The following is a 13,409-nucleotide window of genomic DNA, read 5'->3' as shown; positions in this document are numbered from 1 at the left end:
CGATGCGACACGAACGACATGGCCGGACGCGGCCAAGATGTGACGTAAATGTAAATCGTTATCGTTTATGTGGCAAGCAGCACGTTTCTGCGTTCGCCTGGGAAGCGGCGGCGCGCCTTGCCGGCTGCGGCGCGCGCGCGGCGTCCTGGGCCAGCGCCACATGGCTGAACTGCACCTCAGGCCAGATGCGACAACGGCAGACCTTCCGGCGCCTTCACCGTGCGCAGCACGAAGCTGGAATTCACATCCGATACGCCGGTGGCATTGAGCAGGCGATCGAGCAGGAACCGCGAGAAGTGTTCCAGGTCGCGCACCTGCACCTGCAACAGGTAATCCATGTCGCCGGTCAGCGCCCAGCACGCCACCACCTCGTCCCAGCCGCGCACGCCCTCGGCGAAATGCTCGATGTCGGCCTGCCCGTGCTGCTCCAGCTGCACGCGCACGAATGCCTGCAAACCCAGCCCCAGCGCGCGCGCGTCCAGGCGCGCGCCATAGCCGGCGATGATACCGGCCGCCTCCAGCCGCTGGGTGCGGCGCAGGCACGCCGACGCCGACAGATTGACCTGCACGGCCAGCTCCGCATTGCTGCTGCGGCCCTGCGTCTGCAGCAAGGCGAGCAGGCGCAAATCGGTGCGGTCCAGGGCGATGGGTTGATCCATATGTTGCGCAGCAGCAGACCAAGACGCACGAATCTTGCGCCAATCCGCTTATGACACGCAAGATTCACAATCCCGTTGCGCGCGCATCCGGCTAAGGTGACGGCTGATCACCCGGGAAGTGCCGCTGCATGAAAACCGCCCCGCAACGCGTCGAAAACCAGCTCACCGACAAGGGCTATGTGCCGGTCTACACCATCGCGGTGGTGGAGCAGCCGTGGGACGGCTACAGCGCCGACGATCACGCCACCTGGGGCACCTTGTATCGGCGCCAGCGCGAGCTGCTGGTCGGTCGGGCCTGCGACGAGTTCCTGCAGGCGCAGGACGCGATGGGCATGGGCGATACGCACATCCCGCGCTTCGATGCGCTCAACCAGGTGTTGCAGGCCGCCACCGGCTGGACCCTGGTCGGCGTGCAGGGCCTGCTGCCGGAGCTGGATTTCTTCGACCATCTGGCCAACAGGCGCTTCCCGGTGACCTGGTGGATCCGCCGGCCCGATCAAATCGATTACATCGCCGAACCGGACTTGTTCCATGACCTGTTCGGCCACGTGCCGTTGTTGATGAACCCGCTGTTTGCCGACTTCATGCAGGCCTATGGCCGCGGCGGGGTCAAGGCGCACGGCATCGGCCCGGACGCGCTGCAGAACCTCACCCGGCTGTATTGGTACACCGTGGAATTCGGTCTGATCGACACGCCGCAGGGCCTGCGCATCTACGGTGCCGGCATCGTGTCGTCCAAGGGCGAATCGCTGTATTCGCTGGAATCGCCGGCACCCAACCGCATCGGGTTCGACCTGCAACGCATCATGCGCACGCGCTACCGCATCGACAGCTTCCAGAAGACCTATTTCGTCATCGACAGTTTTGCGCAGCTGATGGAGGCCACCGCGCCGGACTTCACCCCGATCTATGCCGAGCTTGCACAACAGCCGCAGGTGCCGGCCGGTGATGTGCTGCCGAGCGATCGGGTGATCCAGCGCGGCAGCGGCGAGGGTTGGAGCCGCGACGGCGACGTGTGAGGTCGCGGCGGCTCCGCTGGCGCGGCACCAACCGCCGTACGCGGCGGTGCCGCGGGCACGCTGGCGCGACGTGACCTGCACCGACTCGACACCACCGCCAACGCGCACTAAGGTCGAACCTCCCCACATCGCCTTCGCTCAATGGACCTGACGCATCTGCGCATCCGGCGCTTGGAGCTGGACGACACCCGCCTGCTGTTCACCCTGGCCAACGGCATCCGCATCGACGAGCCCATCCAGGCGCATCGGCTCCTGCTCAAGGCATCGCCGCCGCAACGCGCGCAATGGCAGATCACCGAAGACGGCTTCGGGGTGAACTGGCCCGCAGTGGCGCCCCCCACCCCGGAAGGCCTGCTCAACATGCCCGAATTGCTGTGGCGCCGCCGCGCTGCCCGTGTGCAGGCCAAGCTCAGCCAATTGCGCGGGCGCATGGATGCGCTGTCGCCGGGTGAGCGCGAACTCATCGCGCTGGCGCGGCTGGATGCGGACATGAACGAGAGCGGCTACGCCCGCTATTTCGACCGCTGGGATGCGGCGACCCGCAGCGATGCATTGCGGGGGCTGGCCGCGATGGGCGCGGCGCAAGCGCGCCAGGCCATCGAAGGCCTGGGCACAGTGTTCGAGCGTCTGGAAGAAGACCCGAATCTGCTCAGCATCGAAGACATTCTCGATGCCATGAGCGACACCGACCGCCAACGCGTGGATGGTTGGGAAGAGGTCTACTACCGCCGTTCGGCCGAACTGGCGCGCCTGGGTCTGACGCACTATGGGGTGGACAAGGCCTGAGGGTGCTGGAACGCTTGCATCGCCGGATGTCGGCGGCGAACACCACTGACGCGGTTCGTGGGCCGGCGCAATTGGCTGTCTGCTGTCGCTGATCCACCGCAGCCTTTTGCGCTTGGAAGCAGACCGACCCGCACGCTGGCCATGCCTGATTGCAACGCAGCCCCTATGAAAAAACGCAGCGCTTCGTTGCAGCCGCGCTGTCTTGGGCGCAAGACTTACTTGGATGCGGTGTACGTCAGCAACAGCACCAGCGGTTCTTCGCCGGTTTGCTGCAGGGCGTGCGTGCTGCCCGGCCGCGTCAACAACGCATCGCCGGCAGCGACCTGGTATTGCTTGCCATCCAGCGCGTATAAGCCGCGCCCGCTGACGATGTAGTAGATCTCGTCCTTGTCGTGCAAGTGCAGGCCGATGCCGGCGCCTTTGTGCAGCACCCGCTTGCGCAGCACGAACGTCAGATCCGGGGCGTCGGCGAAAAACGGATAGGCGGTGGTCGGGCCGGCGCCACCGTGTGGGCCCGGTTGGCGACGCGCAAGATCACGTTCGTGTGCGATCAACGACGGATGCGGTTGTGCGGCGCGTTGCGCGGCGGTGTCGGGCGCAGCACCGCAATCGGCGTCGCGCCGCAGCTGCGCCTTGAGCGTCGGCTGCAGTTGCACCCATCCTTGCACTACCAGGCAGGCGATGGCGGTCGCGCCGGCACGGCTGAAGTGGGTACCGTCGGCCTTGCCCTGTTCGGGCACGAACAGAAAATACGGTTTGGCGGCCTGCTCGCCGAGCGCGCGGATCCAGTCGCTGGAACTGGCGTTGAGATCGATCAGCTCCACCTGGTCCTGCGCGGCAAGTTGCTGCATCGCCAGGGTGTAGCGACCGTGCGTGTCGAGCAACGCGCCGAAGTCGTACAACAGCCGGGCGGCCGGCGTGATCAGGATCGGCGTGGCGCCTTTGTCGCGCGCAGTGGCGATATAGCGGCGCAGGAACTGCACGTAATCGGTCGTGGGATCGGTGTAGCGCGTGGGGTCTTCGCGTTTGGCATCGTTATGACCGAACTGGATCAGCAAGACATCGCCGCGCTGCAGTTCTTTTGCGATGGCATCCAGCCGCCCTTCGGCAATGAAACTGCGCGTACTGCGGCCGCCCTTGGCATGGTTGTGTACCTGCCACTGCGCCGGATCGAACCAGTCCTGCAGCAGTTGGCCCCAACCGGCTTGCGGGGCGCGCTCGGCACCGTATTCGGCAGCCGTGGAATCACCGGCGATGAAGATGCGCTGCGGCGCGGCGTGGGCGATGCCGGTGCAGAGCAACAGCATGGCGATAAGCAGTCGATGCATGAGGGGCTCCGCTGAGTGCACGTGCGGTTACTTGCTGTTGTTGCGGTTTGCATCGACGCATGGGGCGCATGCGTGGTCTTGGGCGATGCAATTGCGCTTTGCGCGCTCACTGGGCTCGGCAGAGCCACGCGTTGATGCCGTTGGTAAGCGATGCAATGGTGTGACCGTTTCGTCGATGGTTCGGCGCGTGCGTCTAGCTGCCTGGATTGGCTGTCTTCCGCCGTACCCTCACCCCAACCCCCGCTCCGCGCCCAGCCCACGCCCACACCTTGCAGCGTGGGCGCTCGAAGGCGGGCGCGCCGATGGCGCGCTAGCCCTGTCTTTTTCGCCCTGCCGGAAGAGGGCCGACGTGCGTGCAGGCGTGTTGCCTGCGTGCGCGTAGTGGCACTCCAGTTACAGAGGCGTCAAAGGTCGACATTGCCGGATCAAGCGATGCCCCTGATGAAGCGCATTTATCCATGAAGGGCCCGCTTGGGCTTGCGATGCATGAAGCTCAGACGATCTGCTGCATCGTGGCACTGGCACATGCCTGCTCTGTAAACAAGATCAGGCATGCGCGTGCAGCGTGACTCACGCAGCAGCCGCTTCGGTCTTGCCCAGCACGCCGGCAACGAAGTTGCGGATTTCTGCATCCTGCGCGTTGTCGAAGAAGCATTGCTGGAAGCGCTCGCCGCCGACGGCCTGCTTGATCAGCTCCGGATCGATAGCGCGCAGGCCGTCCAGGTACGACTTGGCGGTGGCCTGCTTGAGCTGGGTCAGGATGCCGGCGTTGGCCTGCTGCGATTCGCGACGCTCGGCCGGGTAACCCATGCCGCGCTCGCCGCTGAAAGCCTTTTCGAAGATGTAGCGCACGTTGATTTCCGCACCCCAGCCGTAGCCCTTGGCAAACGCCAGCGACAGCGCGTTGCCGTTGTTGACCTGGGCGAACAGGTAGGCGTCGGTCGGCTCGATGCAATAGCCGCAGAACACGCCCGGGTGCGCGTTGAGCGACATCATCGCGCCCTGACCGGTACCGCAGCCGGCCACCACGAAGTCCACCGCCTTGGAGTTCAGCAGCAGGCTGGCGACGATGCCCAGGTGGATATAGGTCAGGCGGTGGTCGTTGTCGCCGTCCATGCCGACGTTGAACACGCTGTGGCCCTGCTCGCTGGCGACGTCGTTGAGCTGCTGCAGGATCACCGGGTTCTTGGCGGCCTGGCTAAACTCATTCATGAGTGCGATTTTCATGGGAATGCTCCGATTGGGTTGGGGAAGATTCTTAAAAGGATTGTTGCCAGGTCGCGATGATGCGTGCGTTTGGTTGCCGTTTTTTCAACTGCCGGCGCATTGTTCGTTGCAGTGATCAAGGCGCTGATGCAGTCGGCAAGGCAGATTGCCGCGAAGCACATTGGCAGTTGATTGATGTGCGTGTGACAGACCCTCATCCGCCCTTCGGGCACCTTCTCCCGCAGGCGGGAGAAGGACACCACAGCGCAGCAACAGCAGGGGCGGCGGCGCGCGTTGGAGGGTGCGCGTCATCGCCGTGCGATCTGGATCAGCGCGCCAGCCAGCCACCGTCGACCGGAATGATGGCGCCGTTGACGTAGTCCGACGCGCTGCTGGCCAGGAACACCGCGGTACCGCCCAGGTCGGCCGGCACGCCCCAGCGCGCGGCCGGGATGCGGTCCAGGATGGCCTTGTTGCGGTCTTCGTCGGCACGCAGCTGCGCGGTGTTGTCGGTGGCCATATAGCCCGGTGCGATGGCATTGGTGGTCACGCCCTTGCTGGCCCATTCGTTGGCAAGCAGGCGGGTGATGCCGGCGATGCCCGACTTGCTGGCGGTGTAGGACGGCACGCGGATGCCGCCCTGGAACGACAACATCGAGGCAATGTTGATGATCTTGCCGCGGCCCTGCGCAATGAAGTGACGGCCTGCGGCCTGCGCCATGAAGAAGGCCGACTTCAGGTTGACGTTGAGCACGTCGTCCCAATCCTGCTCGCTGAAATCCACTGCGTCGGTGCGACGGATCAGGCCGGCGTTGTTGACCAAGATATCCAGCCCGCCGAGGCCGGCGATGGTCTCGTCGATGATGCGCTGCACCGGCTCAATGCTGATCAGGTTGGCTTCGATGGCGATGAAGCGGCGGCCCAGCGCCTTGACCTTTTTTTCGGTCTCGGTAGGCGCCTGGATGCCGGCGGCAGCGATGTCGGCGCCGGCTTCGGCTAATGCCAGCGCGATGCCCTGGCCCAAGCCGGTGTTGGCACCGGTGACCAGTGCGACCTTGCCTTCGAGACTGAACGGATTGCTCATTACCTTATCGCTCCTGCTGGGTGTGCGGTGGTGTGCTGTGAGCCGCGCAGCGCGCGGACGATTGCGTCTTATGAGTGGGGTTGCGCCACAAGCCCTTGCATCGCGCCGGCGTTGCTGGCCCCGGCTTGAACACAGCGGTGTCATGGCCGCGGCCGTCTGCATGCAGGCGCATGGATGCAGGCCTTACTTGAGCTGGCAGATATCCAGCACGTGCATGTCGGTGTAATCCAGGTTTTCGCCGCCCATTGCCCAGATGAAGGCGTAATTGCTGGTGCCGGCGCCCATGTGGATGGACCACGGCGGCGACACCACCGCTTCGTTGTTCTGCATCACGATGTGGCGCTGCGCATCGGGTTCGCCCATGAAGTGGTAGACGCGGTCGTTGGCGCCCAGGTCGAAATAGAAATACACCTCGCTGCGGCGGTCGTGCAGATGCGGCGGCATGGTGTTCCAGACGCTGCCGGGCTTGAGCACGGTCAGGCCGAGCAATAGCTGCGAGGACTGGCAGGTGGCCGGCACGATGTACTGGTAGATGGTGCGCTCGTTGCTGGTTTCCAGCGCGCCGCGCTCCAGTGCCACCGCATCCTTGATCGAGAGCTGCGTGGTCTCAAAGCGCGCATGCGCCGGCGTGGAGGCCAGATAGAACTGGGCCGGGTTGGCCGCGTCTTCGGAAGCAAAACTGACATCGGTGCTGCCCATCGCCACGTACAGGCCGTCCTTCGGCCCGAGCGTGTAGGCAGTACCGTCCACGGTCACCGTCCCGGTGCCTGCGCCGACATTGAGAATGCCCAGCTCGCGACGCTCCAGAAACGGATGCCCGGCGGCCGATGCCGGCTCGGTCTGTTTGGGCAGTTCCAGCGTCTTGCCCAGCGGGGCGGCGCCACCGAGCACGAAGCGCTCGTAGTGGGTGTACTTGAGCGTCACCGCGTCGTCCACGAACAGCCCATCGAGCAGGTACAGCTCGCGCAGCGCGTCGTTGCTGGCGCCCTTGATGGCGTCGGGATGGGTGGCGTAGTGCGTTTTGCAGTACAGGGACATGGCACTTCTCCGAGGCAAGCGAGGGGGGAACATGGGCTTGCAGGGGGCTAGTCTACCGACTCTGGTTAACCGGTGTCATTGCGCAGTGCACGAAAGACGGTGTGGGGCGGCGAGGACTGTCCACTTCCCTTCTGGCATCGGGAGACGGTGGCGCGTGGCGCCGGATAGGGTCCGAGGCTGCGCGCTGTGCTGGGAGGCAAGGCGCAATCTGCACGTAAAGGTTGCCGGCGGTCAGCGCCGGCCTGGGCTCTTAAATGGCTGTCTGCCGCCGTACCCTCACCCCAACCCCTCTCCCGCAGGGAGAGGGGCTTTACAGCAGCGACCGCGGACTGCCTTCCCCCGCCTGCGGGGGAAGGTGCCCGAAGGGCGGATGGGGGCCAGCCGTTGGCCGAACGCAGCGTGTTCCTTCTTCCGGCGAGAACGTGGCGCGTAGCTCCGGCTAAGGGCGCGGCGCGCGGCGCGCGGCGCTCAATCTTCCGGCGGCTGGCAGGAGTCGCGCACGATCAGGTGCGGGCGCACGCTGGCGGTGGGCAGCTGCGGCGCGTTGTCGGGCTGGATCAGCATCGCCGCGGCAGTACGCCCGGTGTCACGGGTGTGGCGGCGTACCGAGGTCAACGGCGGCCACAGCCGCGAGGCCAGCGAGCTGTCGTCATAGCCGATCACCGAGAGCTGGCGCGGGATATTGATGCCGGCGCGCAGCGCCACCTTGTAGATACCGGCGGCCATTTCGTCGTTACCGGTGAAGATGGCGGTGGGGCGCTTCTTGCCCAGCAGCAGCTTTTCGGCGGCGGCCACGCCCGATTCGAAGGTGTAGCCGGCTTCGACGATGCGCTCGGGCGGCAGTTCGATGCCGCGACGGGCCAACGCGTCGGCAAAGCCGGAGGTGCGCTCGATCGAGGAGCGGTAAGCGCTGGGGCCGGTGACCAGGGCGATGTCGCGGTGGCCCAGCGAGAGCAGGTAATCGGCCGCCTCCGCTGCCCCGTCGCGGTCGTGGGTGATCACCGTCTGCGAGGTGGTGTCCAGCGCGATCGAGGCGATGCGGGTGTAGCGGCACCCGATTTCGGCCAGCATGTCGGCCAGTGCCTGGTCTTCGGAGGCGCGCGGCACCAGGATCACGCCGTGCAGCTTCTGCGCCTGCGCAAAGCGGCGCACGCCTTCGATATAACCGGGACTGCGGCTGTCGCAGGGGTGCACCACCAGCTCGAAACTGGAACCACGCAGCGCGTCCAGCGCGCCGTACTGCATGTCCACGATGTATTGGGCAGTGGGGTTGTCGTAGACCATGCCGATCAGGAACGAGCGCCGGAACGCCAGCCCGCGCGCCAGCGGATCCGGCGCGTAGCCGACCTCGCGCATCAGCGCCTCGACCTTCTCGCGCGTGTCCTGCCGCACCAACGGCGAATTGTTGATGATCCGCGAGACGGTCTTCTTGGACACGCCCGACATCCGCGCGATGTCGTTGATCGTTGCAACCCGGCCCTTCGGCAGGCCAGGCATTCCCTCTTCAGGCATCTTGCGGGCGGGCATAGCGGTCAACCAGTAAAGTTGATTGGATTCTACCGGCCAGACGGCCGGCAGACCTGAGCGAAGCCTGCCGCTGCACCGGGTCCGCCGTGCCGGGCCTGCCACGGCAGGCAGCGCCACGACATGCCCGCCGATGCAGAACGGTCAGTCCAGGGCGCGGTAGCGGAAGTTGCGGAATTCCACCTGGCCGGGGCCTGCGGCATACAGGGCCGGTTTCAGGGCCAGGAACTTGCCGGCCACGTTGTGGTGGTAACCGGACACTTCCATCTGCACCGGGTACTTGGTCCACGTCTTGCCGTCGGCACTGCTGTGGATGGTGACGATGTGGCGGTTGTTGGTGACGCGCAGCCACAGCGTGCCGCCGTTGGCGCTGGGTGCCAGCGTACCGGGGCGTTCCTCGCCGTAGCGGTGCATGACGAAGTTCTCGCCATTGCTGCCGACGCCGGCGTAGAGCTTGTCGCTGTAGAACAGCAGCGCCCCGCCCTGCCCGCCCGGCGACACGGTCATCTGCACCTCGAACTGGTAGGCCGGGTCGGTGGCGATCACCGTCAGCGGCGACGCATCGCGCGGCGCGGTGCCCTTGCCCTGCAGGCGCAGCACGCCATTGCCCACCTGCAGGCGCTTGGCTTCATCGGCAGCCGGGTTGAAGAACGCCCACTGCGGGCCCAGCCTGGCGGCACGGAAATCGTCGGACAACGCCATGCCGTGCTGCAGCGCCTGCCCGCTGGGTTTTTTCAGCGGGGTGCCCAGATCGCCGCCCTTGGCGACGAACCAGCCATCCGGCGTCCATTCGATCGGGTCGAGCAGCGCCTGCCGGCCCAGCGTCCAGTAGCCGTGTTCGTAGCCGTGGTAGAGCATCCACCAACGGCCGTCGGTGCCTTCCACCAGGGTGGCGTGGCCGCGCGACCACCACGGCTCCTCCGCGCTCCTGGTGCGGGTGATTGGGTTGTTGGGCGCGTTCTGCCAGGGGCCGTGGATCGAGCGCGAACGCGCAGTGATCACCATGTGCCCGGTCGGCGGGCCGGCGGTGCCGCCCACGGCGGTGGTCATGTAGTACCAGCCGTTGTGGCGGGTGATCTTGGGGCCTTCCTGGGAGTAGCCCTCCACGTCCCAGCTTTCCGGGTATTTCCAGCCGTCGTAGACATGCTTGGGCGTGCCGACCACCTTCAAGCCGTCATCGGACAGCTGCACATAATCGCCGCCGCTCAGGAACAGGTAGCGCTTGCCGTCTTCGCCCACCGCATGGCCGGGGTCGATGTACTTGCCCAGGCCGATGTCGATCGGGGCGCTCCATGGGCCGGCGATGTCGTCGGCCCACACCACGAAATTGCTGCGCCCGCCCTGGTCGCCCCGCCGTGCGGGGAAATAGATGTAGTAGCGCTTGCCGTGCTTGATCAGGTCCGGCGCCCAGATCGCACCCACATTCTGGGTGATGGCGTGGCCCAGCGGCTGCCAGTTGACCAGGTCGCGCGAGTGCCAGATCGGCAGGCCCGGGTACGCATCGAACGACGACAGCGTGAGGTAGTAGTCGTCGCCATCCTTGAGCACCGACGGGTCGGGATGGTCGCCGGCCAGCACCGGATTGAGGAAGCTGCCGTTGCCCTGGTCGGCGATGCGCTGGTGTTCGATGCCGCGCTTCCAGTCGGCCGCCGCGCTCAGGCCGGCGCACAGCAGCAAGCCGCCGGCCATCAGCCAACGCCATCGGGATGAAACGGGACGCACACGCATGCTCTCTCCTAGTCCCGGATGCCGGGCTTTACTACGATGGTGCGTCATGCCACCGGTTAACCAGATGCGGCAGAGCCCTCCTGCCGGCAGCGATGCCCGACGCGCCTGCCTGTGGAGGGCAGGCGATCGATACCACGCGAACAGGCCGTACCGATCACCCGTCTGCCAGTGACGCAATCACGCAATCGCCCAGGCTCAGGCGCGCAGGGCGCGCGGCAGCCACAGCGACAACTCAGGGAAAAACGCCACGATCAACAGCACGCACAACGCCGCCAGCCAGAACGGCCAGATCGTACGCATGCTTTGCGCGATGGTGATCTGCCCGATGGAGGTGCCGATGAACAACACCGAGCCGATCGGCGGGGTGATCAGGCCGATACCGCCAGCCAGCACCATCACCAGGCCGAAGTGGATCGGGTCGATGCCGTAGGCCTTCACCACCGGCAGGAAGATCGGTGTGCAGATCAGGATCTTCGGCGCCAGGTCCATGAACATGCCCAGCAACAGCAGCATCACCACGATCATCAACAGCACCATGTTCTTGCTGTCGGCAATGGCTTGCAGGAACTTCACCGCCGCCGCAGGCACCTGCAGATAGGCCAGCAGCCAGCCGAACACGGCCGCCGTGGCGATCACGAACAGGATCACGCCGGTGGTGCGCGCGGCATGCGTGACCGCGGCGAAGAACTCGGCCCAACGCAATTGGCGATACAGCAATGCGGTGACGATCAAGGCGTACACCACGGCAATGGCGGCGCTTTCCACCGCGGTGAAGATGCCGGCGCGAATCCCGATGAAGATCAACCCCACCAACCCCAGGCCGGGCAGCGCACCGATCAGGCGCAAGGCCACCGCACGCCACCCAGGAAAGGCTTCGGTGCCGTAGCCGCGATGACGCGCCACTGCATAGCCGGTCACCATCATCGCGGCGGTCATCAACAACGCGGGAAAGATGCCGGCCGCGAACAGATCGGCAATCGACAAGCCGCCACCGGCCGCGGCCGAGAACAGGATCAGGTTATGCGAAGGCGGCACCAGCAAGGCCACCAGCGCGGCGGTCATGCTCACGTTCACCGCGTAATCGCGGTCGTAACCGCGTTTGATCATCTGCGGAATCATGGTACCGCCGACCGCCGAGACATCGGCAATCGCCGAGCCGGAGACGCCGCCGAAGAACAGCGACGACAGCACGCTGACCTGGCCCAGACCGCCGCGGACACGCCCGACCAAGGACGAAGCCAAGGCGATCAAGCGTTCGGAAATGCCACCGCGCAGCATCAGCTCGCCGGCGAAGATAAACAGCGGAATCGCAATCAGCGACGCCGAGCCGCTACCGGCGGAAATCTGCTGCACCAACACCACCGTGGGTAGGTCCAGGTACAGCAGCGTGGCCAGTGCCGCCGCGCCCAGGGCGTAGGCCACCGGCACGCCGATCAGCAGCAGCACCACGAAGGTGCCCAACAACATGGCGATGCCCATCAGCGCACTCCTCCGACATGGACCGGGCGCAGCACACGCCACAACTTGTACAGGGCGAACAGCACCATCAGCGCACCGCCGATGGACAGCGGCAGGTAGTTGATGCTCTGCGGCATCTGCGCGCCGGCCATCTTGATATCCAGGCCATCGATCAACAGCGCCGCGCTCCACCACGCCAGCACCGCACCGATGGCGAGGATCATCAGCGGGCGAATCACTTCGAACAGTTTGCGCACCAGCGGCGGCACGTGTTCGCCCAGCAGGTAGAAGCCGAAGTGGCGATTGGTATGCACGCCGGCCGCCGCGCCCAGGCTCAGTGCGGTGCTCAGCAGCAACAGGGTCACCGGCTCGGTCCAGCTGGGTGAGTCGTTGAGCACGTAGCGGGTGAATACCTGCCAGCCCTGCACGACCACCAGACCCAGCAGCGCCAGCGAGGCCACGCCAATGGCAATGTCGGAAACGCGGTCCAGCGCGCGCTGCAACGGCGCGACCGTGACGGCAACAGTTTCGGGTTCGGTCATCGGGACACCTCTATGCGAAATCGCGGATGCGGCGGTACAGCGCTTCGATCTCCGGCTGCTTGCGGTATTCGGCCAGCAGCGGCGCGGCAGCGGCGCGAAACGCCAGCATGTCGACCTGGTTGAGCTTCACGCCGTAGTCGATCACCTGCTTGCGCGCCACCGTCTCGGAGGCATCCCACAAGTTGCGCATCACCGGCACCGAGGCGCGCGCCAGTTCCACCACCAGGCCACGGTCGGCCGCGCTCAGCGATTGAAAACTCCTGCGCGACATCACCAGGATGTCCGGCGCGTAGGAATGTTCGCTCTGCGACCAGTAATGCGCGGCTTCGAAATGCCGGCTGGACTGGAAGCTGCGCATGTTGTTTTCCGCACCGTCGATCATGTGCGTTTCCATCGCCGAAAACGTTTCGCCCAGCGACATGGGCGTGGGGTTGGCGCCCAGCATGCGCATCAACTTGAGGAAGATGTCCGACGAAGCCACCCGCAATTTCAGGCCCTTGAGATCTTCCGGGCGATGCAGCGGATGCTTGGTGTTGTAGAAGCAGCGCGCGCCCGAATCGTAGATGGCAAGACCGACCAGATCGCGCTGCTCGAAGCTGCGCAGCACGCTGTCGCCGACATGCCCGTCGATGGCGCGACGCAGATGCGGTACCGAGTCGAACACGTACGGCAGGCACAGCGCTTGCGTGAGCGGGAAGGTGTTGTTCAACGCGCCCGAATACACACGGGTGATGTCGATGGCGCCGAAGCGCGCCATGTCGATCGCCTCCGATTCGCGGCCCAGCTGGCCGGAGTGGTACTGGCGCAGCTTGAGCCGGCCATTGGTGCGTTCTTCCAGTTGCTTGCCGAACCAGCGCACCGCTTCCACGGTGGGGTAGTCTCCGACATGCACGTCGGTGGCGGTGAGCAACTGCCCGCCGGGAATCGGCGTGGTGGCGCCGGCACCCAGCCAGGGGGCGGCGGCAGCGGCGCCGAGCCCGGCACCAAGAAAATGTCTGCGTGTGATCATTGGCGCCCTCCCAAGCGTCTGGTCACGG

At 65.6% G+C, this 13,409-nt stretch carries 12 protein-coding genes; 2 read left to right on the top strand and 10 right to left on the bottom strand.

Annotated elements, in window-relative coordinates; translation table 11 throughout:
* Positions 1-176: 176 nt before the first annotated feature.
* Positions 177-659: an Lrp/AsnC family transcriptional regulator gene (locus tag ACCQ00_RS00785; RefSeq protein WP_003490476.1), complete on the bottom strand. Its 483-nt coding sequence runs from the start codon at positions 657-659 to the stop codon at positions 177-179.
* A gap of 128 nt (positions 660-787) precedes the next feature.
* On the opposite strand from ACCQ00_RS00785, the gene phhA reads away from it, so the two are divergent.
* Entirely contained in the window at positions 788-1,678 is an 891-nt protein-coding gene (gene phhA, locus ACCQ00_RS00780; RefSeq protein WP_039575181.1) for a phenylalanine 4-monooxygenase, read from the top strand.
* 141 nt (positions 1,679-1,819) lie between these two features.
* Positions 1,820-2,464 carry a DMP19 family protein gene (locus tag ACCQ00_RS00775; RefSeq protein ID WP_039575183.1) on the top strand — a complete coding sequence of 215 codons (645 nt, stop codon included), beginning with the start codon at positions 1,820-1,822 and terminating at the stop codon, positions 2,462-2,464.
* A 215-nt stretch (positions 2,465-2,679) separates the two neighbouring features.
* On the opposite strand, the gene ACCQ00_RS00770 is transcribed toward ACCQ00_RS00775, so the two are convergent.
* The 9 genes from ACCQ00_RS00770 to ACCQ00_RS00730 form a co-directional block, all read right to left on the bottom strand.
* Positions 2,680-3,813, bottom strand: coding sequence for a GDSL-type esterase/lipase family protein (locus ACCQ00_RS00770; protein ID WP_180301604.1), 1,134 nt, complete (start codon positions 3,811-3,813; stop codon positions 2,680-2,682).
* A 549-nt stretch (positions 3,814-4,362) separates the two neighbouring features.
* A complete protein-coding gene (locus ACCQ00_RS00765; RefSeq protein WP_017154952.1) occupies positions 4,363-5,019 on the bottom strand; it encodes an RpiB/LacA/LacB family sugar-phosphate isomerase in 657 nt (218 codons plus the stop codon).
* 307 nt (positions 5,020-5,326) lie between these two features.
* Positions 5,327-6,082 carry a 2-dehydro-3-deoxy-D-gluconate 5-dehydrogenase KduD gene (gene kduD, locus ACCQ00_RS00760; protein WP_039575187.1) on the bottom strand — a complete coding sequence of 252 codons (756 nt, stop codon included), beginning with the start codon at positions 6,080-6,082 and terminating at the stop codon, positions 5,327-5,329.
* A gap of 183 nt (positions 6,083-6,265) precedes the next feature.
* Positions 6,266-7,120, bottom strand: coding sequence for a 5-dehydro-4-deoxy-D-glucuronate isomerase (kduI, locus tag ACCQ00_RS00755; RefSeq protein WP_039575188.1), 855 nt, complete (start codon positions 7,118-7,120; stop codon positions 6,266-6,268).
* Between the two features lie 468 nt (positions 7,121-7,588).
* Positions 7,589-8,647 (bottom strand): LacI family DNA-binding transcriptional regulator, encoded by a 1,059-nt coding sequence (locus ACCQ00_RS00750; protein WP_039575191.1) that lies wholly within the window; start codon positions 8,645-8,647, stop codon positions 7,589-7,591.
* 141 nt (positions 8,648-8,788) lie between these two features.
* Positions 8,789-10,372, bottom strand: coding sequence for a family 43 glycosylhydrolase (locus ACCQ00_RS00745; RefSeq protein ID WP_039583374.1), 1,584 nt, complete (start codon positions 10,370-10,372; stop codon positions 8,789-8,791).
* Positions 10,373-10,567: 195 nt separating this feature from the next.
* Positions 10,568-11,851: a TRAP transporter large permease gene (locus ACCQ00_RS00740; protein ID WP_008574485.1), complete on the bottom strand. Its 1,284-nt coding sequence runs from the start codon at positions 11,849-11,851 to the stop codon at positions 10,568-10,570.
* Positions 11,851-12,372, bottom strand: a complete 522-nt coding sequence (locus ACCQ00_RS00735; RefSeq protein WP_039573519.1) for a TRAP transporter small permease — start codon at positions 12,370-12,372, stop codon at positions 11,851-11,853. Before ACCQ00_RS00735 ends, ACCQ00_RS00740 begins: the two co-directional genes overlap by 1 nt.
* A 10-nt stretch (positions 12,373-12,382) precedes the next feature.
* Entirely contained in the window at positions 12,383-13,381 is a 999-nt protein-coding gene (locus ACCQ00_RS00730; RefSeq protein WP_039573518.1) for a TRAP transporter substrate-binding protein, read from the bottom strand.
* Positions 13,382-13,409: the final 28 nt, after the last annotated feature.

The organism is Xanthomonas sp. NCPPB 3761 (assembly GCF_041475705.2).
GTDB classification, from domain to species: Bacteria; Pseudomonadota; Gammaproteobacteria; order Xanthomonadales; family Xanthomonadaceae; genus Xanthomonas; species Xanthomonas phaseoli.
This window is presented reverse-complemented; position numbering and strand designations above follow the sequence as displayed.